Origin of the sequence: Paenarthrobacter ureafaciens, assembly GCF_004028095.1 — a bacterium.
Lineage (GTDB): Bacteria > Actinomycetota > Actinomycetes > Actinomycetales > Micrococcaceae > Arthrobacter > Arthrobacter ureafaciens.
In genome coordinates this window covers 89,148-109,956 of record NZ_SBHM01000003.1, presented here as the reverse complement: position 1 = coordinate 109,956, position 20,809 = coordinate 89,148, and the positions used below count along the sequence as shown (strand labels likewise).

Here is a 20,809-nt window from a genome sequence, read left to right as displayed (position 1 = left end):
TAAGCCCGCTTACTAACCCGCATTCATGGATGCAGATGAGTTCCTGTGGCTTGTTCTTCAACTTTGGCACGCGGCGGGCTATTGCGCAATAAGTGAATCTGATTAATCTTGAGATATGGAGAAAGCGTCCACAGCCCCGGAACGCGGTACACGGCCCCGCAACCGCCGAGCCCTCATACTCGCTGCGGCGGCGGACCTCTTCGCGCAACGGGGGTATCCGCAAGTCAGCATGACCGATGTGGCCAAGGCGGTCTCTGTGCAGCCGTCGGCCCTGTACCGGCATTTCCCAGGCAAAGGCGAACTGCTCCGGGAGGCCGTGGCGGCGAACCTCCAGCCTGTTGTGGAGAGCGTCATCCAGGCGCCCGACGGCGATCTTGACCAGTTGGTCTTGTCACTCGGCCGGGCGCTTTTGGAGCATCGCGGGAACGGCGTGCTGTGGGAGCGGGAATCCCGCCACCTGCCGCCTGCGGTCCGCTTCGAAATAGCCAGCGGCGCCAAGTTCGCCATCAGCAGCAAGCTCCAGTCCGGCACTGCTGCGCTTCCCGCAGCAGAGGCCGATCTGCGGGCGTGGGCGATGTTCGCTGTGATGGTCAGTGTGTCGTGGCATCCGAACCGGCTCTCGAAAGCGGACGAGGAAACCCACCTCGCCACGCTTGCCCGCACTGTGATCGATATGCCGTTGCCGCCGATCAAGGAATCGGACCGTCGGGCCGGTGCGGCACTCTCCGTGCCGCGCAGCCGCCGCGAGGCTCTGTTGGCTGCTGCAATCCGGCAGTTCGCTAGGTCCGGTTTTGATGCGGTCAGCCTTGACGATATCGGCGCCGACGTCGGGATAGCCGGCCCCGGCATCTACCGTCACTTCAGCAATAAGGCAGAAATGCTCGCTGCCGCGCTTTACCGGGCCACGGAGGTCCGTTGGATGGACTTGTCGCGCGCCCTCTCTGAAGCCGCGGATTCATCCGCGGCGCTCCAGCGCATCCTGTCGTCGCAAATTTCCTTCTCGCTGTCCTGCCCGGAATTCCTGCAACTGGCCGTCTCCGAGCGCCAGCACGTTCCCGAACGGGAGCTGCAGAACCTTTTGGAGGCGCAGAACGACTATGTCGCCGACGTCGCCTCACTGGTCCAGGACGCTTACCCGGGTACGGATCAAGAAGTAGTCAGAGTCCGCGTGAAAGCAGCTTTGCATGTGATCAGCAGCGTTGTCCGTACGCCGTTCCTGCGGGACATCCGCGGCATTCAGGACATCCTCGAGGACCTCGCGTGGGGAATTATGGTGCCCGCTGCCGATCAAGGCGCCACGTCATGAGCATCTGCCGAAGGGACTAGCCCATAGCAAACAGTTCCAGTTCGCACCACGCCGGAAGCCCCTCGGGGGCTCCACCACTGCCAAGATGAGATCTTGCGCACAAGACATCTCAGCAATAAGATAATCAACACTGAAGTAATTTGCATCACTTCAGATCTCATTCTCAGACAGGTGCCTTGGCTGCCCTGATCACCAGGGCCCACGCAAAGCGGGGCCGACTGTTTGCAAAATTACCTGGAGGCACAATATGAGTGCAGTGGTCCCACAACCATCGGGCGGCAGCTCTCCGAGAAAGGTCGCCATCGCGAGCCTCATCGGCACAACCATCGAGTGGTACGACTTCTTTATCTACAGCACCGCAGCGGTGCTTGTTTTCAACCAGCTCTTCTTTCCGGGCTTCGACCCCACAACCGGCACGCTGCTCGCGTTCTCGACCTTCGCCGCCGGCTTCGTCGCCCGCCCCGTAGGAGCCATAGTCTTCGGCCACTTCGGTGACAGGGCGGGCCGGAAGCCGATGATGGTCCTCACCATCCTGATCATGGGCATAGCCACGGTCGCCATCGGATTGTTGCCTACCTATGACGTCATAGGTGTGTTTGCCCCCGTCTTGCTGGTGATCCTGCGGCTTTGCCAAGGGTTTGCCCTCGGCGGAGAGTGGGGCGGGGCCGTGCTGATGGCTACCGAGCACTCCCCGCAGGGCCGGCGCGCCTTCTTTGGCAGCTGGCCGCAAGCAGGCGTGGCTGTGGGACTCATCCTTGCCATGACCTTGTACATCCCGCTGGAATCCATGTCGCCGGACGCCTTCATGGCCTGGGGCTGGCGGGTTCCGTTCATGCTGAGTGCCGTGTTGGTCATCACCGGCCTAGTCATCCGCGTAAAGGTGGCAGAAAGCCCGGAGTTCGATCGAGTCAAGGCTAACCACAGCGTTGTGCGCATGCCCGTCATCGAGGTACTTCGAACCCACCCGAAGCAGGTGTTCCTTGTAGCCGGCGCAAGCCTGGTGCCGGGCATCTTCTTCTACCTCATCACCGTGTACAACTTCGTCTACGCCGGTAAGTCGGAAGAGTTCGATTCGACCTCCATGCTGGTGCTGGTGATCATCACCTCGGCCGTTGGTTTCTTCGTCAATCCCGCAGCAGGTGCCATGGCGGATAAATACGGCGCACAGCGGGTTTACCTGTGGGGCCTTGTACTCATCGTGGTGGTTGCCTTTCCGCTCTACTTCGCCCTCGACGGCGGCTCGTACGGCTTGATCGCCGTTTGCTACTTCGCCGCAACCATCGCCGTGTACATCCCGTGGGCATTGTCGCCTGCGTACTTCTCCACGGCCTTTGACGCCAAGGTCCGTTACAGCGGGTTGTCCCTGGCAACCACGCTTGGCAACCTCCTCGGCAGCGCCATTGCACCCCTTATTGCCGGCGCCTTGTTTGCTGCGACGAAAGCGTCGGTCTCCACCTCCATTTACGTCTTCGTCGCCGGTGCGGTTTCGATCACCTGTGCGTTGGCGCTGGGGCGCGTCATCCGAAACAAGGCCTTGCGGGCCGGGAAGGGCAGCGACGGCAATGTGCAGGAATTTGCTGCCCCCACCTATTCGGAATGAGTCGACACCAAAGGATTCCCAACAAAAGCAGCCCGTCTGATCAGTCAGCGTTGACGGACACGGGCTCAATGCAACAGACCAAACAAAAGGAAGGAACGACCATGAGCGGCAATGATCAAGAGTTCAAGACATTCACTGTGGAACGTGCGACACCGACTATCGGAGCCTACATCCACGGGCTGGATCTGCGTGAGGGCATCACTCCTGAGTGCCGGCGGGAACTCCGGGAAGCATTCCTTGAATACCAAGTGCTGTTTCTCCGCGACCAGCAAATTACCCCGGACGACCAGATTGAGTTCGCCAAGGTCTTCGGCGATCCCCAGGAAGTCAGCGCATTCTTCCCATCGCTTCCGGGCTATCCGCACATTGAGGTGTTGGAGTCCCGGGGCCGGGCTGCTGGAACCGACGTGTGGCACTCCGACCTGACGTGGCAGGCTACGCCGAACTCCGCCACCTGCCTCCATGCGCAGGAAATTCCCCCGTGCGGCGGCGACACCCTCTGGGCAAGTATGACCGCGGCTTATGACGCCCTGCCGGAGAACGTAAAAAACGTCATCGACGGGCTTGAAGGAGTGCACGACTGGGAAAAGGAACTGACCGGCGTCGTCCGGCAAGGCCCGGATGGCGAGGCGCGCTATGAGGAAACGCGACGCAAATACCCGCCCATGACCCACCCCGTGGTGCGCAAGCATCCGGAAACGGGCCGCAAGCTCGTGTACGTCAATGCGTTGTTCACCACCCGCCTCACGGGTATTTCCACGCAGCTGGGCGACTCGCTGCGGAACATGCTCACGGACCTCGCCCGGACCCCCGAGTACCAGGTCCGGTTCCGGTGGGAGCCCAACTCCCTGGTGATCTGGGATAACCGTTCCACCCAGCATTACGCAGTGGGCGACTACCACCCGCATTACAGGCTGATGCACCGGGTCACGCTGAAGGGCGACCGCCCGGCCTAGTGAAACTGCCCGCTCCGGGTGGCCCGAACGGGCCACCCGGGACGGTTGTTTGCGAAACCAGGAATCAACCACGGCGGTAGTCCGTGGAAAGCGCCTACATGGCGAGAGTGAAAGAAGGCTGACCAATGCGAGGCCAGAAATTAGGGGCGGGCCTGATAGCCCAGAGCCAGTCCGCCCTCCCGCCGTTTGTTCTGCATCGGCCTGCTTCACTGGGAGAAGCTGAGGCACTGGTCCGGCAGCACCCACACGCTGTGATCGCGGCGGGCTGCTCGGACCTCATGGCCCAAATCCGCGAAGGATTGGAGCCACAGGTGCTGATTTCCCTGCAGGGAATCAAGGAACTGCGGGCTGTCTCGAACGACGCCGGAACTCTGCGCATCGGTTCCTTGGTCAGCCACTACGAAGGCAGCAGGAGTCCGGAAATCCTGTCTTCCCTCCCGGCCCTGGCTGCGGCCTGGGGATCGATTGCAACAGTTCGGATCCGTTACCGCGGCACCCTGGGAGGCAACCTCCTTGCGCGTCGGTATCGCTATGAAATGCCGGTCATTTTGTCCGCCCTCCAGGCTCGCATGCACTTTCAGGGCGGAGACCTTGCAACCCTCCCGGTTGCGAAGCTCTGGGAGGGGGAGCGCAGGAGCCCTGGTGTCATGACAGCCGTCAGCGTGGACACCGCATCCCTGCTGTGGTTCGGATACGAACGCACCATGCGCCCGGTCAGCACAGTGGCCATGGCCGTGCGAAGCAACGCCAGTGGCGACGTTACGGTAACGGCCGTCTGCGGGAGTGAATACAGGCGGCCCTATGTCCTCTCCCACACCGTCCTCTCCCATCCCGCCGGTGGAACTGCAACAGCTGACCTCGACCCTGCCTCTGTCGCAGAGATTCTTGCAGCGCAGCTCCCGGAGGAGGCGGCCGACTACGCCGGATCCATCAGTTACCGCCGGCACCTGGCGTCTGTGCTTTGCCGCCGTCTTCTCGTCCAAGCAACCGGAAAACAAAGGAAAGGAAGCCAGCCATGAGCCTTGAATCGCCGGTGCCCGGCCACGAACCCGTTACCCACGATCTCGAATTCGAACTGAACGGAAGCCCCGAGAGGCATCGTGTTCCTACCAGCGCGACCGTCCTGGACGTGTTGCGCAACACCTGCGGAAAGCAAGGGGTTCGTGCCTCGTGCGAGCGCAGTGTCTGTGGTGCCTGCACTGTCCTGGTGAATGACCTTCCGGTAGCCGCCTGTTCCACGTTTGCCTTCGACGTCGAGGGTGCCCGGGTTGAAACGGTGGAGGGCCTGGCCCGCCAAGATGGCACGTTGAGTGCCCAGCAGCAGGCATTCAGGGAATGTGGCGGCTTCCAGTGCGGGTTCTGTACGTCGGGCATGCTGATGCTGACCACTGGCCTGCTGCGGCAGGATCCGCAACCGGACAGGGACCGGATCCGGGAATGGATCAGTTCGAATACCTGCAGGTGCACAGGATACGAAATGATCCTGGAATCCGTGGAACGTGCCGCAGAGCTCTCCGCCGCGGAGCAGCAGGAACGGGCGTCGGAATGAACGGGACAGCCACTCCCGGCGAGGCCGGGGAGCCGATCGTGGGACGCGACCGCCCGCGCCTGGACAGCACCGCCAAGGTCACCGGACGCGCCCTCTACACGGTGGACATCAAGAAGGCCGGAATGCTCCATGCCAAGGTCCTCAGAAGCCCGCATGCACATGCCCGGATCCTGGGCATCGACGCCTCGGCGGCCCGCTCGCTGGCGGGAGTCACTGCGGTCCTCACGCGTGAGGAGATCGGTGGTTTGAAGCCCTACGGTACCTACGTCAAGGACCAGCCCATCGTCGCTACGGACTCGGTCCGCTACGTTGGCGACGTCGTTGCGGCAGTTGCTGCCGTGGATGAACGCACAGCCATCGCGGCCCTGGATTTGATTCAGGTGGAGTACCAGCAGTTGCCGGCTGTTTTCGGTGCCAAGGAAGCAACGGACCCCGCAGCACCTGCCATTTTCCCGGAGCAGCCGTACGCCGTCTCTCCAGCGTACGGGGACGGCGCGTTCGGGGCGCCACATACCGCGCACAACGTGAGTTACGAGTTCCGCTACGAAACGGGGGACGAGGGCGTCTGGGCAGAGTGCGACTACGTTTTTGAAGACACGTTTACGTTCTCCCGGATGAACCATCTGCACCTGGAACCCTTTGTCACAGTGGCCGAAGCGACCTCCGGGCAGATCGAGGTGTGGACCTCCACCCAGAGCCCGTTCCCCATGCGGAGGGAGCTGGCGCGGGTCTTTGGCGTGCCGGAGAACGATGTCCGGGTGAACGTCCCGTTGCTGGGCGGCGGCTTCGGGGCCAAGAACGGCCCAAAAACCGAGGCTATCGCCGTCCGCCTGTCGCAGTTGTCCGGCGGCCAACCCGTGCGCTACTGCATGAGCACCGAGGAAGTCTTCCTGACCTTGAGCCAGCATGATGCCATCCTCACGGTCAAGTCGGGACTCAAGGCTGATGGGGAGTTCGTGGCCCGCCAGTCCAAGGTGTTGCTCAACGGCGGTGCCTATGCGGATGCAAGTCCGTTGGTGGCCGAAAAAGCCGGTTACCGGATGCCGGGGGCCTACCGCTGGAAGCGGATCGATTCGGTGTGCCAGGCGGTCATCACCAATACAGTGCCGGCAGGCGCATACCGTGGTTTTGGCGCGACCCAGGCCACCTGGGCCAGTGAACGCCAAGTGGACCTGATCGCTGAGCGGCTGGGATTCGACCCTCTGGAACTGCGGCTGAAAAATGCCAAGGGCCTGGGCGAGGAATTCGTCCCGGGCGAAACGCCCATCGACTCGGACCTGCGGCACGGTTTGAACCTCGTAGCGGACGCCATCAGCTATCGCGACCGGAGCCGCTTACCCAACCGTGGCATGGGTGTCGCCATGGGAATCAAGGACGGTGGCGGCGTCAACAAGCCCGCCCAGGCCCGGGTCAAAGTGGCCACCAACGGCGATGTCTTCCTCAATTGTGGCCTGGTGGAAATGGGCCAGGGCGGCCATTCGGCGCTGTGCCAGATTGTGGCGGAGACTCTGGCGTGCGATCCGAAGCGTGTTAAATATGCGGCCATCGACACCGATAACACCCCCTTCGACCAAGGAACCAATGCCTCATCGGGCATCGCCGTCATGGGTCACGCGGTCCTGCAGGCTGCTGAACGCGTGAAGTGCTCAGTGCTGGACGTAGCGGCCGAGCAGCTGCGGTTGGATCGCGAATCGATCCGCCTTCAGGACTGGCACATCATTGATGCCGACGGTGCCACGCATGATCTTCCGCCGTTGATCATGGACAGGTTCGGCGGGACAGGCTACGAGTTCACCGGGGACGGATACTTCAAGGTACGTAATTCCAGCCGCGCCCCGCTGGAGGCGCCGTGCATGTTTTGGGAGATCGGCTGGGCAGCTGCCGAAGTTGAGGTGGATCCCGAAACCGGGCGGGTGGAAGTCCTGCAGCTGGTCGTCAGTGGCGACGCCGGCAAGGTGGTGAACAAGCTTGGTTGCCGGGGCCAGGACGAAGGCGCAGCGGTCTTCGGACTCGCGCAGGCACTCTTTGAGGAACTGCGGTATAACGACGACGGCCAGCTGCTGAATGGTGAAGCACTCCTCTACCGCGTCCCGTTGGCCGAGGACATCCCGCAGCGCTTCTTCTCCATCACCCAGGAACAGGGCCATGGCGCTGGGCCCTTCGGAACCAAGGGCATGGGCGAGGGAGGGATGCTGCCTATCGCCCCTGCAATTGCCCAGGCAATTGCCGACGCCACCGGGGCGCAGCTCACGTCGCTGCCCATGACGCCGGAACGGGTCTACAACGGCATCCGGGCTGCGCAATCGCGTCAAGGCAGGGTCGGGGCCGATGCGTGAAGTGATGGAAGCGCTCAACGAGGCGTTTTCCGACGGACGGCGCGTCGCGATGGCCACGGTGGTCCGAACCCAGGGATCTGCGCCGCGGGCAGTCGGTACGTCCATGCTGGTCACCGGCGAGGGGTCGCCGATCGGCTCGGTTTCGGGTGGCTGCATCGAGGCCAGCGTGATCGAACAGGCTGCCACAGTGCTCGCCACCGGGGTCCCGGAGCTGCTTCATTTTGCTATGTCCGACGACGACGGGTTCAGTATCGGCCTCACGTGCGGCGGCAGCGTGGATATTTTCGTGCAAGCATTCGAGCGTGCCACGTGCCCTGGTTTTGCGTCCTTGCAGAAGGCGTTGGTGGAAAATTTACCGTGCGCCATGGTCACCATTTTTGAGGGCGCACCTGAACTGCTGGGTCGCTCCGGGCTGGTCCATCAGGGTTCTGCCATTACACCACTGTTCGCCGGTGCAGGCTTTGCGTGGGATGTTGTTCAGGCCGCAGACAGTGCCGTTCAGGAGGCCATAGCGTCCGGAAGATCGACGTCGGTCACTCTTCCTGCCGTGACCGGCAGCGACGAACGCCTGTCCTTGCTGATCGATGTCTTCCGCCCTGCGCGCCGGCTGGTGATTTTCGGGGCGGTTGACTTCTCCGCCTCCCTGGCCCGGTTAGGCGCCTTTCTTGGCTTTCACGTCACGGTGTGCGATGCCCGGGCCGTTTTCGCCACGCCCGAGCGGCTGCCATCAGCCCACGACGTCGTGGTGGATCAACCGGCACGCTACTTACAAAAGGAAATCGCACTGAGACGGCTGGGGCCCGATGCTGCTATCTGTGTCCTGACGCACGATGCGAAATTCGATGTTCCGGTCCTCGATGTGGCGCTTCGGGAAGGTTTTGCGTACATCGGGGCGATGGGTTCGCGCCGGACTGCCAGTGACCGCAGGGGCAGGCTCCTGGCATTGGGCCACACGGAACGGTCGCTGGCGCGGCTCCGCTCGCCGATCGGCTTGGACCTTTCGGCTTCCACCCCGGAAGAAACGGCGATCTCCATCATGGCGGAGGTCATTGCGGCCCGGCACCAGGCTTCCGCCCTGCCCTTGGCGTTCACGTCCGACCCCATCCACAAGGGTTTGGGGGAGCGCGCAGCCCTCGCGCCGCACCCGGGCGGCCAGCCGTCGTCGTCCCCTACCTGCGGCGTGGGGCAGGAACTGCAGCTCCCGCCGCTACGCAACAATCAGAACGAAAATATCTTGACATAAAGTATCTTAGGACTGATATTCTTTTTCTATGACGCAGTTCACGTAACTCGCGCAAAGCCGCTCGCGGCATCCCGCTTGAAACCCCTCCGTGGGCACTACACACAAATGGACGGAACCCGAAGATGAGTACGGACAGCCTTACAGAGAACCCCTCCCGGTCTGCTCGGGAAGAAACCCGGGCACCCGGCGCGGCCGGTCTTCGCAACGGACCTGATACGCGGGACGAGATCTTTGTTGGCGGAGTGTGGACCCGGGGTAGTGGTGCGCTGATCGAGTCGGTGAATCCCGCTACGGCAGAAGTTTTTGCCACCCTCCACGCAGCAACGGCGGCCGATGTGGACGCCGCAGTGGCCGCCGGCCTGGAGGCCGTCAAAGCGTCGGGGTGGGCAAGGAGGCTCCCGCACGAACGCGCCGCAGTCCTTCACCGCATCAGCTCCGCGATTGAAGCCAACGCTGACAGGATCGCGGAGCTGCAGACGCTTGATACGGGCAAAAGCCTCGTGGAAACGAAGGCATTGGCCATGAGCGCGGCGGCAACCTTCCGCTTCACGGCAGCTGCCTTGGAGACCATGGAAGATGCCCTGACGCCGCCGCGGGGCAACTACCTCAGCATGTCCACCTATGAGCCGATCGGGGTGGTGGGGGCCATCACGCCGTGGAATTCACCCATAGCCAGTGACGCGCAAAAGGTGGCTCCGGCACTCGCGGCAGGAAACGCCGTCGTGGTGAAGCCGCCGGTGTGGGCCCCCTGGGTCTCGCTGCTGCTGGCCCGCCTTTGTGAGCAGGCCGGTCTTCCTGCCGGTTTGCTGTCGGTGCTGCCGGGCCCTGGCCGGGTAGTTGGCGACGCCGTCGCCAAACATCCGGATGTTGGGAAGATCTCCTTCACGGGCGGGACTTCCACGGGGCGTCAACTTGCCCACATCGCAGCCGAAAAAATCATGCCCATCACGTTGGAACTGGGAGGAAAATCACCCACGGTTATTTTCGCCGATGCCGACGTGGACCAGGCTGTGGCCGGAGTGCTCTACGGCATCTTCTCCTCAAGCGGTCAGAGCTGCATCGCCGGGTCGCGTGTCTTCATCCAGCGCGCCGTGTACGACGACGTGGTGGAAAGGCTCGTGAAAGGGGCAAAAGCGTTGCGGATCGGACCGGGCACAGACCCGGCTACGCAGGTCGGGCCCCTGGTGGCCTTCGCACACCGCGACACCGTTGCGGGCATGGTCGAAGCAGCGAAGTCGGCCGGTGCGCAGGTTTTGTGCGGAGGCGCTGTCCCCACGGAGTCCCGGTTGCAGGGCGGGGCGTTCTATGAGCCCACCATCCTTGCCGGTGTCAGTAACTCGGACGCCATCTGCCAGCAGGAAATTTTTGGTCCCGTGGCCGTCATCCTGCCGTTCGACGACGAAGCGGACCTCATCGCCCAGGCGAACGACAGCGTCTTTGGCTTGGCCTGTGGCATCTGGACTGCCGACTACCGCCGGGCCTGGCGGTTGGCGCGGGCCATTGCCGCCGGCACCGTGTGGATCAACACCTATAAGCAATTCAGCATTTCGACCCCCTTCAGCGGGCTTAAGGAAAGCGGTCTGGGTACCGAAAAGGGCCGCGACGGCATTCGTTCCTACATGCGCCAGAAGAGCATCTATATGGACCTCTCGGGTGCACCCATCCCATGGGCCGGCCTTTAAGCGAACCGGCCCGCATCACCAGCTTCCGAAAGGTAGATCAATGAATGCCCACCCCTACAGTCCGGCCTTCGTGGCCGGCGGATTCGGCTTCGTCTCCGGCGCCTTGTCGGTGGATGAGAACGGCACGGCCGTACCGGGCCGCTCGGAGGCGCTCGTCGCAGCAGGCGCGAGGCTGGCCGAACGTTTGGAATCAGTCGGCATGTCCCTGGCGGACGTCGTCAAGACCACCTATTTCGTCACAGACGTAACGCTGCGGGACGAAGCAAACCTGCACTACGAGCTGCTGTTCGAGAATCCCCGCCCGGCACGCTCATTCGTTGAAGTTGCCGCACTGCCCTACGGCGCGTCGGGGGAGATCGAAGCAATCGCGCATCGGAGGAGTTAAGGACCATGAGCGTGGACATTCAGAACCGTGGGACGACCATCCCCGAGGACACCGCAGACGATCTGACGTCGGGTCCTGGCACAGGAGACCAGGCCGCGACCATCGCTGCGGAACCCAAAGCACTGACGCTGAGGGTGCAGCAGAAACGGTGGGAAGCGGACGGCGTCGTCAGCATCACCTTCGTTGATCCGCAGGGGGCGGCTCTCCCGCAGTGGCTACCAGGCTCCCACCTGAGCCTCCACTTGCCCAACGGGCTGACGCGCGAATACTCCCTGTGCTCGGACCCCAACGATTCCTCCGCCTGGACCGTGGCAGTGCTGCGGACCACCGATTCCCGCGGTGGCAGCAGGCTGATCCATGACGAACTGCCGGTGGGCACGCTCCTCACAGTCGAAGGTCCCCGCAACAACTTTGAACTCGAGCAGGCGCAGCGGTATGCGTTGGTGGCCGGAGGCATTGGCATCACCCCGATCATTTCCATGGCGAGGCGCCTGGAAGCAGCCGGCGCTGACTGGTCCCTCCTCTATACGGGACGGTCCCGGTCCACCATGGCATTCCTCCCGGAAATTTCCGGCTTTCCCGCACACCGGATCAGCATCCACGCCATGGACGAAGCCGGGGGAGCCTACGCGGATCTCCCCAAAGCAGTTGGTGCCCTGCCCCCAAAAGCATTGGTTTATGCCTGCGGCCCTGAATCGTTGATGCAGGCAGTGGCCGGCGCCATGGCGGACGATTCGCAATTGAGGATAGAGCGGTTCAAAGCGCCGGAGGTCGTGTCCGGTCCGGAAACCGAGGCCACAAGCTTTGACGTCATCTGCCAACGGTCGAGCCAGCGCGTTGCTGTTGGGCCTGACATCTCAGTCCTGGACGCCCTGAACGGCGCCGGCATCTTCGTGCCCAGTTCATGCGCGGAGGGCATCTGCGGAACCTGTGAGACCGGCGTCATAGCCGGCGACGTCGAGCACCGCGACTTCCTGCTCTCCCCGGCTGAACAGGCAGAGAACAAGACGATGTTCGTCTGTGTCTCGCGTTGCCGGTCCCGGGAACTGATTTTGGATCTCTAGTACGAACACCACCCGACTGAAGGCTGATTCCCATGAACTTTTTCTCAAGCGAGCCTGTCTGCAATCTGCGTTCGCTGCGTTCCGTGTCCTTGAAAGTACCCGATACCAAGCCGGCCAAGGACTTCTATGACCAAGTCTGGGGTCTCTCCACGGTAGAAGAGGACACAGACAAATTCTGGCTCCGCGGTACCGGATCCGAACACCACATCCTGAGGCTGGAAACGGGTGAGCAGAATGCCCTGGGCGGGGTCTCCTTCGCACTGGCCACGCCGCAGGACGTCGATTCCGCGGCTACCAAGCTCGTTGCCCTGGGAATACCGCTTTTCCGTGAGCCCGGACCCCTGGATGATGCTGCCGGTGGATATGGCGTGCAACTGGTGGATCCCGAAGGCAGGCTCGTGGAACTTTCCGCGAACGTCCATGCGGTGGTCAGCCAGGAGCCGGCCGGCCGGCGCGCCCTTCCCCGCAAGATCGCCCACGTGGTCCTCAACACCGTGGACATCGACCGCGCCACCGCGTTCTACACCCAAGTGCTGGGGATGCGGATATCCGACTGGTCCGAGCACCAGATGGCCTTCCTCCGGTGCAACAGCGAGCACCACGCAATCGCGTTCAACCAGGCGCCCTGGACCTCGGTCAACCACGTGGCCTATGAGATGCAGAGCATTGACCACTTCATGCGCGGCATCGGCAACCTGAAACAGCACAACATTGCCCCGCAGTGGGGTCCGGGCCGGCACGGTCCGGGCGACAACACTTTCTCCTACTTCACGGACCCCGCGGGACTGGTCTGCGAATACACCTCCGAAGTTGCCCAGGTGGATGAGGACAGTTGGCTCTGCCGTACGTGGGAGCGAACGCCCGAACTGTCCGACCAGTGGGGCACCGCAGGTCCGCCGACCACCGCGGTGCGAAGCGCCATGGCGGGCGTTCCGGACAGCGGCTACCGGTCCCTGGTGGTCCCCGGCCGTGAGGACTATTTCTCCCCGGCTAAGGCCCCTGCCACTGAAAAAGCCCCTGCCACAGAAAAAGCCCATGCGTAGCGGCTCGTTGCCGGCGCCCACCGCCCCTTCGACCCCCGCTGTTGCCGAGCGTAGAAAGTCCGTTCACGGAGTCTCCCTCGTGGTTCGCGGTGAAGGGATTCCCGTCTTCCTGATGCACGGCATCGGGGGAGCCGCGTCGTCCTGTGGTGCGCTGGCCCAACTGTTGAGCGCCCACGGCTACCAGACCTTCTGCTGGGATGCGCCCGGTTACGGCGAGTCCGCCGCTCCAACGGACGGACTGGATCATCCGTCGTTGGTACTGGACATCCTGGCCACCCTCGGCGTTGGGCCGGCACACCTCTTTGGCACATCGTGGGGCGGGGTCATTGCCACCACGGTAGCCGCGAGGGCGCCGGAGGCAGTACGGTCCATTGTCCTGGCCGACAGCACGCGGGGTTCGGGAACCACGCACGACACAGCGCAACGCATGCTGGCCCGCGTTCCTGAACTGGCCGCCGTCGGGCCTGAAAGTATTGCAGCCCGGCGCGCCTCGAAGCTGGTCTCTCCATCCGCCCCCGCCTGGGTGGCCGAAGCTGTCCGGGCGGACATGGCCTCCGTCCGCCTGTCCGGGTTCGCGTCGGCGGCCACCATGATGGCGCAGTGTGATACGACGGACCTGCTGCCCGGGTTGCGGGTTCCGGCGCTCGTGCTGGCCGGACAGGACGATGTGATCACCGGCGTGCCCGAATCGAGGATCCTCGCCGAGAAGATTCCAGGCGCCGAACTGTGCATTATCCCCAATGCGGGCCACGCGGCAGTGCAGGAGAAGCCCCTTGAGATGTCGGCGGCCATCCTCGCTTTCTGGGACGGCATCCAGTGACGCGCCTGGTGGTAGTGACGGGATCCGGGCGTGGCCTGGGCTTCGACATTGCCGAACGACTGGCACGTGCCGGCGACCGGATAGTCATCGCGGAGAAGAACGCGGACCTCGCGGAACGGGCCGCCGCAACACTCCATGAACGCGGCCTGGATGTCACGGCGGTGGTCACCGACATAGCTGACAAGGCTTCGGTGGAGGCCCTGGCGACGGCGGTCCGGCAGCTGGGCGGCGCGGATGCGCTGGTCAACAACGCGGCACTGGCCGACGGCGTAGGCGGCGATACTTTCTGGGAACTGGAGGAAGGATTCTTCCAAAGGGTGATGACGGTCAATGCCTACGGGACCTGGCTGGTCAGCAAGCACCTCTTCCCCCAGCTTGCCCAGTCCCCGGCGGGCGCGATCGTGAACATCGCCTCTGACGCAGCGCTCTACGGAAGCCCACGGCTGGTCCACTACGTTGGATCAAAAGGGGCCGTGCTCGCCATGACCCGGTCCATGGCCCGCGACGCAGGGCCATCGGGAGTCCGTGTCAACGCGGTGGCCCCGGGGTTGACCCGGGTGGAAGCCACTGAATCGGTGCCCGCCTCACGCTACCGGCTCTATGAAGACAACCGGGTGCTGCCCAGGGACCAACAACCCAACGATGTATCGGGAGTGGTCCAGTTCCTGCTCTCCGACGCCGCGGGGTTCGTCACCGGCCAGACCATCGTGGTGGATGGCGGCTTCGTGATGGGCCACTGATGAGCTCAACCACGGCCACAACAAAACCGGCCAACGCACACTATGCCGGCCATTAGACAAGGAGTCCCACACATGGACCTGCAACTGAAGGACCGCACGGTGGTGGTCACCGGGGCGAGTTCCGGCGTCGGCCTTGCCACCGCACGCTATTTGCTCAGTGAAGGCGCGCGGGTTGCCGCCTGTGCCCGTGACCTCGGCCGGCTCACCGCGGCGTTCGACGAGTTTTCCTGGGCGGACAAGGACTCCATCCACCTTGCCTCGTGCGACGTCACGGACCAGGAAGCCACCAACGCCTTCATCGCCGGAACGCTGGATCGGTTCGGCGCCATGGACGGGCTGGTCTGCAACGCCGGACGATCGCTCATGGCCACTCTCCAGGAAACCACGGACCAGCAACTGCGCGATGAGTTCGAGCTGAAGATCTTCGGCGTCCTCAACATGGTGCGGTCGGCCAGGATCGCCTTGAGCGCCTCCGCCCACGGGTCCGTGGTCAATGTCAACGCCATTCTTGCCCGGCAGCCCGAGCTGCGCCTGGCCGCTACCTCCGCCGCCCGCGCCGCGCTGTTGAACCTGACCCATTCCCTTGCCGAAGACCTGGCAAAGGACGGCACGCGCGTGAACTCGGTCCTGCTGGGACTGGTGGACACGGGACAGTGGCGGCGACGCTTCGAAAATGCCGGCACCGATCTCGACTACGAGGCCTGGAGTGCGGAAATCGCCGGTGACCGCGGCATCAAGCTGGGCCGTTTCGGCACAGCGGAGGAGGTTGCGTTCCATATTGTCTGTCTCCTCTCGCCCAACAGCGGCTACACCACTGGGGCGACCATCGACGTCGGCGGTGGCGTTGGGCGCTATGTCTAGGCAGGGCGCAGGGAAAACACCTCCTGCACCTCAACGGAAACCCATCGGCCCACGGAAGTTCACCACGAAAGAGAACCGGAAATGTTACTGACACAAGAAGCAACCGTCCCGAGGGGGCCAACAGGAGGCGATGTCCTGGTCCGTGTGCTGCGCCGCCACGGCATCGACACCGTCTTCGGCGTTATCAGCATTCACAACCTGCCCCTCGTTGAAGCTGTGGACAGGGAACTGAACTTCGTCGCCATGCGCCATGAGGCCGCGGTCGTCAACGCCGCTGACGGGTACGCCCGCGCGTCCGGCAAGTTCGGCGTTGCCCTGACCAGCACGGGCACGGGAGCCGGCAACGCCGCTGGTTCCATGGTGGAGGCGCTCACTGCGGGAAGCCGCGTCCTGCACATTACCGGCCAGATCGACAGTGAATTCATGGGCAGCAACCGCGGAGTGATTCACGAGGTACCACGCCAGCTCCAAATGCTCCACGCCGTGTCCGGGTATGCCCGGACCATCTTCAACGGGAAGGATGCTGAGGCTGACCTTGAGGAGGCGATCGCGCACCTCCTTTCCGCCCCGCACACACCGGCCAGCATCGAGTGGCCCACGGACCTGCAGTACCTGGCCCATCCGGACGATCAGCGCCCCGTCGATGCCCGGGTGAAGCCCGCCCCCGCGTACGACACCCGGGCCGTCGCGGAAGCCGCCCGTCTCCTGGCAGGTGCCAAGCGGCCCCTGATTTGGGCCGGGGGAGGAGCAGCCGGAGCCGGTAAGGAACTTGCTGCCCTGTTGCACGGGCTTGGCGCAGGACTGCTCACCAGCAATTCAGGGCGGGGCGTCGTTCCGGAGGATGACCACCTTGTCATCGGGAACTTCGCGACCACTCCGGCCGGCGCCCGGCTGCTCGGGGAATCCGACCTGTTGCTCAGTATTGGAACGCATTTCCGTTCCAACGAGACGCAGCATTACTCATTGAAGATTCCCTCCACCCACATCCAGCTGGACCTGAACCCTGACGCCGTCGGACGGGTATACCCGGCCACCGTCTCCCTGGTGGGCGACTCCCGCGCCATTCTGGATGCGCTCGTCCAGCAGTTGCCGAGCCAGTCCCCGGACCCCGGCTGGGCGCAAAAGGTTCACGACGTACGCCGCGAGGTACGCGATGCGCTGACCACCTACATTGGCGGTTACGCGGAGATCTGCCACAGCCTCCGGGAACGCCTGGACCGCAGGTCCGTCGTGGCCCGCGACGTCACCATCCCCTCCAGCCAGTGGGGTAACCGCCTCTTGGAAATGTACTCACGCGAAACCAACATCTTTCCCCTCGGCGGCGGCATAGGCCAAGGACTCGCCATGGGGATAGGTGCTGCCTGCGCCCGCCCGGAGGTTCCCACGGTAGTCATTGCCGGGGACGGCGGTCTTGCCGTTCACCTGGGCGAGCTTGCCTCCCTGGCCGGCTCCGGCGCCTGGTGCGTGGTGTTGGTCTTCAACGACGCCGGCTACGGGGTGCTGCGCAACATGCAGAGGGCCAACGGTTTCGCGGAGGCAGGAGTCGACCTGCATACACCGGACTTCGCCTTGTTGGCCCGGTCATTGGACTTGCCGTTCCGGCGGGTGGGCGGGCCGGGAACCTTCGATCCGGCCCTGGCCGAGGCGCTGGCCCTCAGGGGGCCGGCGGTCATCGAAATTGATGTCAATGCCTTGGAACCTGCTCCCGGAGCCTTCGTCCCTCCGGTGCACGTTCCAACCGCAGATCACTAGTAGAGCAGGTGAGCACATGAACCCAAGTACTGATCCGGACCCGTACGCCGGCCCTGGGCCCGACGCGGCCGAGCCGCGGCATGACGTGGTGTGTCTGCGCGGCGGCGCAGGGACCGGAGAGTGGGATGAGCATCAACTGGACACGTTGGGAGCCCGTGCCTGGGAACCTGAAACGGGTCTTGCCCTGGACGTCGGGGGACCACCTGGCCAACTGGACGCCTGGGTTCAAGCGGCCTCTGAGGCGCTCCGGGAGTCTACGGCCGGCCCGGCGCATGTCCTGGCCAACGGCGCAGCCGCCTACGGTGCCATACTCCTCGCTGCGCGGCATCCTGAACAGGTCAAGAGCATGATCCTTGGCGACCCGCTGGTGGACACGTCCACTGACGGATTCGTGGCAGCGCTCCGGCAGGTTCGCGCACCGTCCCTGGTCATTGCCGCCGCACCCGACATCGACGCCGATGTTTCCATAGCCCAATGCATCGCAGGCGGCATCGGCAACGGTGTTTTCGTCATCATCGACAACGCCACCGTGCCGGCACATCAAAGCCGATCCACCTCGTTCAACGAGTGGAGCAGGTCGTTCATGAAGATCGCTGAAGGCCTGCACACCGTCTCGCAATCACTCCCCACCCAATTACAGGAGGAACCCCGTGCCTGAGCAATACCTGGATGCCAACCAGTCCCGTGTCGGTCCGCCGAACCCCTATGAGCTGAAGCTCGCCGGCGCCCTGTCCGAAATTTTCGCCAGCGGCAGCCACGAACTTCCGGCGGTCATTTCGGGGTTGAACAACCTGGGGCTTAATGCCCCGGACGGCCAGCCGTGGGATGAAGCCCGATTCCGTTCCGAAATGCGACGACTGGGAGAGTAGGAAATGACAACTGCAACTGCAACTTCAACCGGGGCAAGGGCCGGCAGGGCCATGCCGAAAACGGTGGTCGGTACCCGGCGTCAGCTCGATGCCGCAGAACTGGCTGCCACAGGACTGCGGGACCGCTGGTACGCCATCTATCCCTCCCGGTTCGTTGGCCAGGGGGATATGGTCAAGGTCCGGCGGTTGGGCGTGGATTGGCTGCTGTTCCGTGATGCCCGGGGACAAATCCGGATGCTGGAGGATCGCTGCCCCCACCGCAGCGCGCCCCTGTCCGTAGGCCAGCACCTGGGTGACCGGGTGGCATGCAAGTACCACGGAGTTCAGGTGGACGGACACGGAACGGTGGTGTCGGTTCCCGGCATGCCCGGCTGTGCGCTGGAGGGGAAAACAGTCACTGCGTCCCTGGCCGTGGAGGAGGGCGCGGACATGATCTTCGCTTTCATGCCACTGACCGCGGACTCGGAGGTAACCCCCTTCAAGTTGCCTGATCGTCTGGACAACCCCGATATTTCGTGGTTCTCCAATTACGCGGAGTGGAACAGTCCGTGGCGGTTCTACATGGACAACGTCCTGGATCCCATGCACGGGGCGTTCCTGCACCGTGAATCGCATTCAATGTTTGGCGGAGACACGAGCGCCCGCTTCCGCATCCGCGAAACGGACCGCGGATTCTTCTTCGAGAAGACGGACCAGCGCGGCAAGAACTTCGACTGGGTGGAGTACTGCCGTGAGGCCATGGACTACGTGGACCTGGAGATCCCTTACGCCGATTCAGCCGGTCCCGGCGGCTCCTTCGGCATCGTCGGGATGTCCACGCCCATAGATGCGGTTACCTCCGCTGTGTTCCACTGGCGTACCCGGACCGTCTCCGATTGGGAGCGTGACGTCTGGCGGTTCATGTACAAGACAACACTGGAGGAAAAGCACTGGGTGGTCCTGGAACAGGACCGCGCGCTGTTGGAGGCTCTGGCGGCCGACGCCGACAGGGACGAGCACCTGTACCAGCACGATCTTGGCGTGGCCAGGATCAGGCGCATCCACGACGCCGATGCACAGAAGCAGGCAGCCACTCTCGCAGAGGGAACCGCATAGCGCCTGTGGAGCGCGTGGTTCCACCACCGCGCAATTGATGCAGTGAGCAAGAGCCTGCAGTCCGACCAAGTCCGGGCTGCAGGCTCTTTCCTGTGCTCTTTTCGTTTGGTCTTTTGTTGGCCCGGCGCCCGGGGCAGACGTTTCCCGATGCTGCAGTTTTCCGGCAAGAAGAAGCCCGGGTACCGGCCATCGCCGGTACCCGGGCTCCCAGGGGGCTAACGGGTCACGCCATACATCTCCGACGTCGGCGGGTAGAAGGGGATCTCCGGCTTCTTTGCGCCGATGATGACGCAGATGAGTGCGTCGTCATCGCTGACGGTCCGCAAACTCCGGGGGACACCGGCCGGAACGCGGATCAGGTCGCGGTAGCCAAGCACGCGGCTTGCTTTCTTGTTCCCGTCTTCAACGTCGTGCACGCTGAACTCGACCTGCCCCTCGAGCACGAAGAACACCTCTTCAACGTCCGGGTGCGTATGTTCGGGTCCAACGCATCCGGCCGGCAGCACCATGTTGGAGAAGGTGAAGTGCTCTGCCTGGAGAATGTTGTTGTCGTTGGAGTGGTCACCGGTTGCCCCGGACCCGATGTAGCGGACCTGGCCGCGACGGAACTTCTCACCCATTTTGGTCTGGAACTTGAGCGTATTGAAGTCAACTACCCGACTGTCACGGGAGGCGATGGACGAGTCAATCAGCTCCTCAAGTTCCGGAATTTTGCTTGCGATAACGTCGCCCATGATGGACCTCTCTCTGGTGGTAAATTGCCGGATTTCGTAAGGGCCTTGCAGGAAGTGAATCTTCCTCGGTCCTAACTATCTCAAGACTAAGATATAATGGAAAGCGCTGCAAGACACTTGCGGGAACGGGCGCGGTTCACCGGGGTACTGGAAAGCTCAGTGTTAAGATGCTTGGACGAAATTAAGGAGAGAGCACATGACCACCGAGCCCCAAAACACCGACCCGGATGCCGTAGATGCGATCATCGAGGACTGGCGTCGCGAACGTCCCGAACTCGATGCCAGGACCATTGGAGTTTTTGGCCGCCTGCAAAGCCTCGTTGCACGGCAGCGCGCCGTGCAGGACGCGAACTACGAGGAGCATGGGCTCACGTTGGCTTCCTTTGACGTCCTGGCAAATTTGCGCCGATCAGGGCCTCCCCACCGCAAAACCGCTGGTGAGCTCGCAAGTTCGTCCATGCTGACAACGGGAGGGATCACGTTCCGCCTGGACCGCATGGAGGAGCAGAACCTCATCGAGCGTGTTCGATCAAAAGAGGACCGTCGCGTCGTCTACGCCCAGATCACCGAGCACGGCAAGAAGCTCATCGATGAGGTGATTTCCAAGCATCTGGAAACGCAGCGCAACATGCTCTCCGGCCTCACAGCCGAAGAGATTGAACAACTGGCCCTCTTGCTCAAGAAGGCCGAAGCCTCCATCGTCGCCTATGACCCCAAGGCTTCCTCCCAGGACAAGATCCCTTCCAATGCCTAGGCGGTCCTGGGGCGGAATGT

At 63.2% G+C, this 20,809-nt stretch carries 20 protein-coding genes; 19 read left to right on the top strand and 1 reads right to left on the bottom strand.

Going from position 1 to position 20,809, the window contains the following annotated elements:
* The first annotated feature begins 115 nt into the window (after nucleotides 1-115).
* From AUR_RS00840 to AUR_RS00755, 18 genes are all read left to right on the top strand, one after another.
* Nucleotides 116-1,306: a TetR/AcrR family transcriptional regulator gene (locus AUR_RS00840; RefSeq protein WP_062096779.1), complete on the top strand. Its 1,191-nt coding sequence runs from the start codon at nucleotides 116-118 to the stop codon at nucleotides 1,304-1,306.
* A gap of 247 nt (nucleotides 1,307-1,553) precedes the next feature.
* A complete protein-coding gene (locus AUR_RS00835) occupies nucleotides 1,554-2,906 on the top strand; it encodes an MFS transporter (protein WP_021472203.1) in 1,353 nt (450 codons plus the stop codon).
* Between the two features lie 101 nt (nucleotides 2,907-3,007).
* The gene (locus AUR_RS00830; protein WP_062096780.1) at nucleotides 3,008-3,862 is read left to right on the top strand and encodes a TauD/TfdA dioxygenase family protein; all 855 of its coding nucleotides are present in this window, start codon (nucleotides 3,008-3,010) and stop codon (nucleotides 3,860-3,862) included.
* A 125-nt stretch (nucleotides 3,863-3,987) separates the two neighbouring features.
* Nucleotides 3,988-4,881, top strand: a complete 894-nt coding sequence (locus AUR_RS00825; RefSeq protein ID WP_031216488.1) for an FAD binding domain-containing protein — start codon at nucleotides 3,988-3,990, stop codon at nucleotides 4,879-4,881.
* Complete coding sequence (locus AUR_RS00820; RefSeq protein WP_021472206.1) at nucleotides 4,878-5,411, top strand: (2Fe-2S)-binding protein; 534 nt, start codon at nucleotides 4,878-4,880, stop codon at nucleotides 5,409-5,411. Before AUR_RS00825 ends, AUR_RS00820 begins: the two co-directional genes overlap by 4 nt.
* Nucleotides 5,408-7,747, top strand: coding sequence for a xanthine dehydrogenase family protein molybdopterin-binding subunit (locus AUR_RS00815; protein ID WP_021472207.1), 2,340 nt, complete (start codon nucleotides 5,408-5,410; stop codon nucleotides 7,745-7,747). The genes AUR_RS00820 and AUR_RS00815 overlap by 4 nt, the downstream gene beginning before the upstream one ends.
* Nucleotides 7,740-8,990, top strand: coding sequence for an XdhC family protein (locus AUR_RS00810; RefSeq protein WP_082694479.1), 1,251 nt, complete (start codon nucleotides 7,740-7,742; stop codon nucleotides 8,988-8,990). Before AUR_RS00815 ends, AUR_RS00810 begins: the two co-directional genes overlap by 8 nt.
* A gap of 122 nt (nucleotides 8,991-9,112) precedes the next feature.
* Nucleotides 9,113-10,672, top strand: a complete 1,560-nt coding sequence (locus tag AUR_RS00805) for an aldehyde dehydrogenase (protein WP_021472209.1) — start codon at nucleotides 9,113-9,115, stop codon at nucleotides 10,670-10,672.
* A 40-nt stretch (nucleotides 10,673-10,712) separates the two neighbouring features.
* On the top strand, nucleotides 10,713-11,057 hold the full coding sequence (locus AUR_RS00800) for a RidA family protein (RefSeq protein ID WP_128397019.1): 345 nt from the start codon (nucleotides 10,713-10,715) through the stop codon (nucleotides 11,055-11,057).
* A gap of 5 nt (nucleotides 11,058-11,062) precedes the next feature.
* Entirely contained in the window at nucleotides 11,063-12,121 is a 1,059-nt protein-coding gene (locus tag AUR_RS00795; protein ID WP_021472211.1) for a PDR/VanB family oxidoreductase, read from the top strand.
* A 32-nt stretch (nucleotides 12,122-12,153) separates the two neighbouring features.
* Nucleotides 12,154-13,164: a VOC family protein gene (locus AUR_RS00790; RefSeq protein ID WP_021472212.1), complete on the top strand. Its 1,011-nt coding sequence runs from the start codon at nucleotides 12,154-12,156 to the stop codon at nucleotides 13,162-13,164.
* Nucleotides 13,157-13,984 carry an alpha/beta fold hydrolase gene (locus AUR_RS00785; RefSeq protein ID WP_021472213.1) on the top strand — a complete coding sequence of 276 codons (828 nt, stop codon included), beginning with the start codon at nucleotides 13,157-13,159 and terminating at the stop codon, nucleotides 13,982-13,984. The genes AUR_RS00790 and AUR_RS00785 overlap by 8 nt, the downstream gene beginning before the upstream one ends.
* The gene (locus tag AUR_RS00780) at nucleotides 13,981-14,724 is read left to right on the top strand and encodes an SDR family oxidoreductase (protein ID WP_062096781.1); all 744 of its coding nucleotides are present in this window, start codon (nucleotides 13,981-13,983) and stop codon (nucleotides 14,722-14,724) included. The genes AUR_RS00785 and AUR_RS00780 overlap by 4 nt, the downstream gene beginning before the upstream one ends.
* A gap of 72 nt (nucleotides 14,725-14,796) precedes the next feature.
* Nucleotides 14,797-15,585: an SDR family oxidoreductase gene (locus AUR_RS00775; protein WP_021472215.1), complete on the top strand. Its 789-nt coding sequence runs from the start codon at nucleotides 14,797-14,799 to the stop codon at nucleotides 15,583-15,585.
* An 81-nt stretch (nucleotides 15,586-15,666) separates the two neighbouring features.
* Nucleotides 15,667-17,337, top strand: a complete 1,671-nt coding sequence (locus AUR_RS00770; protein ID WP_031216495.1) for a thiamine pyrophosphate-binding protein — start codon at nucleotides 15,667-15,669, stop codon at nucleotides 17,335-17,337.
* Between the two features lie 16 nt (nucleotides 17,338-17,353).
* Complete coding sequence (locus AUR_RS00765; protein ID WP_021472217.1) at nucleotides 17,354-17,995, top strand: alpha/beta fold hydrolase; 642 nt, start codon at nucleotides 17,354-17,356, stop codon at nucleotides 17,993-17,995.
* Nucleotides 17,988-18,206: a recombinase-like helix-turn-helix domain-containing protein gene (locus AUR_RS00760; protein WP_021472218.1), complete on the top strand. Its 219-nt coding sequence runs from the start codon at nucleotides 17,988-17,990 to the stop codon at nucleotides 18,204-18,206. The genes AUR_RS00765 and AUR_RS00760 overlap by 8 nt, the downstream gene beginning before the upstream one ends.
* Before the next feature lie 3 nt (nucleotides 18,207-18,209).
* Nucleotides 18,210-19,301, top strand: a complete 1,092-nt coding sequence (locus tag AUR_RS00755) for a Rieske 2Fe-2S domain-containing protein (protein WP_062096782.1) — start codon at nucleotides 18,210-18,212, stop codon at nucleotides 19,299-19,301.
* Between the two features lie 215 nt (nucleotides 19,302-19,516).
* On the opposite strand, the gene AUR_RS00750 is transcribed toward AUR_RS00755, so the two are convergent.
* Nucleotides 19,517-20,035: a cupin domain-containing protein gene (locus tag AUR_RS00750; protein WP_062096783.1), complete on the bottom strand. Its 519-nt coding sequence runs from the start codon at nucleotides 20,033-20,035 to the stop codon at nucleotides 19,517-19,519.
* Nucleotides 20,036-20,231: 196 nt separating this feature from the next.
* On the opposite strand from AUR_RS00750, the gene AUR_RS00745 reads away from it, so the two are divergent.
* Nucleotides 20,232-20,789, top strand: a complete 558-nt coding sequence (locus AUR_RS00745) for a MarR family winged helix-turn-helix transcriptional regulator (RefSeq protein WP_062096784.1) — start codon at nucleotides 20,232-20,234, stop codon at nucleotides 20,787-20,789.
* Nucleotides 20,790-20,809 lie beyond the last annotated feature (20 nt).

Excerpts from the sequence above, each read along its gene's own strand:
- AUR_RS00840 (WP_062096779.1), top strand. The coding sequence starts at position 116 with ATGGAGAAAGCGTCCACAGCCCCGGAACGCGGTACACGGCCCCGCAAC.
- AUR_RS00835 (WP_021472203.1), top strand. The coding sequence starts at position 1,554 with ATGAGTGCAGTGGTCCCACAACCATCGGGCGGCAGCTCTCCGAGAAAG.
- AUR_RS00830 (WP_062096780.1), top strand. The coding sequence starts at position 3,008 with ATGAGCGGCAATGATCAAGAGTTCAAGACATTCACTGTGGAACGTGCG.
- AUR_RS00825 (WP_031216488.1), top strand. The coding sequence starts at position 3,988 with ATGCGAGGCCAGAAATTAGGGGCGGGCCTGATAGCCCAGAGCCAGTCC.
- AUR_RS00820 (WP_021472206.1), top strand. The coding sequence starts at position 4,878 with ATGAGCCTTGAATCGCCGGTGCCCGGCCACGAACCCGTTACCCACGAT.
- AUR_RS00815 (WP_021472207.1), top strand. The coding sequence starts at position 5,408 with ATGAACGGGACAGCCACTCCCGGCGAGGCCGGGGAGCCGATCGTGGGA.
- AUR_RS00810 (WP_082694479.1), top strand. The coding sequence starts at position 7,740 with ATGCGTGAAGTGATGGAAGCGCTCAACGAGGCGTTTTCCGACGGACGG.
- AUR_RS00805 (WP_021472209.1), top strand. The coding sequence starts at position 9,113 with ATGAGTACGGACAGCCTTACAGAGAACCCCTCCCGGTCTGCTCGGGAA.
- AUR_RS00800 (WP_128397019.1), top strand. The coding sequence starts at position 10,713 with ATGAATGCCCACCCCTACAGTCCGGCCTTCGTGGCCGGCGGATTCGGC.
- AUR_RS00795 (WP_021472211.1), top strand. The coding sequence starts at position 11,063 with ATGAGCGTGGACATTCAGAACCGTGGGACGACCATCCCCGAGGACACC.
- AUR_RS00790 (WP_021472212.1), top strand. The coding sequence starts at position 12,154 with ATGAACTTTTTCTCAAGCGAGCCTGTCTGCAATCTGCGTTCGCTGCGT.
- AUR_RS00785 (WP_021472213.1), top strand. The coding sequence starts at position 13,157 with ATGCGTAGCGGCTCGTTGCCGGCGCCCACCGCCCCTTCGACCCCCGCT.
- AUR_RS00775 (WP_021472215.1), top strand. The coding sequence starts at position 14,797 with ATGGACCTGCAACTGAAGGACCGCACGGTGGTGGTCACCGGGGCGAGT.
- AUR_RS00770 (WP_031216495.1), top strand. The coding sequence starts at position 15,667 with ATGTTACTGACACAAGAAGCAACCGTCCCGAGGGGGCCAACAGGAGGC.
- AUR_RS00765 (WP_021472217.1), top strand. The coding sequence starts at position 17,354 with ATGAACCCAAGTACTGATCCGGACCCGTACGCCGGCCCTGGGCCCGAC.
- AUR_RS00755 (WP_062096782.1), top strand. The coding sequence starts at position 18,210 with ATGACAACTGCAACTGCAACTTCAACCGGGGCAAGGGCCGGCAGGGCC.
- AUR_RS00750 (WP_062096783.1), bottom strand. The coding sequence starts at position 20,035 with ATGGGCGACGTTATCGCAAGCAAAATTCCGGAACTTGAGGAGCTGATT.
- AUR_RS00745 (WP_062096784.1), top strand. The coding sequence starts at position 20,232 with ATGACCACCGAGCCCCAAAACACCGACCCGGATGCCGTAGATGCGATC.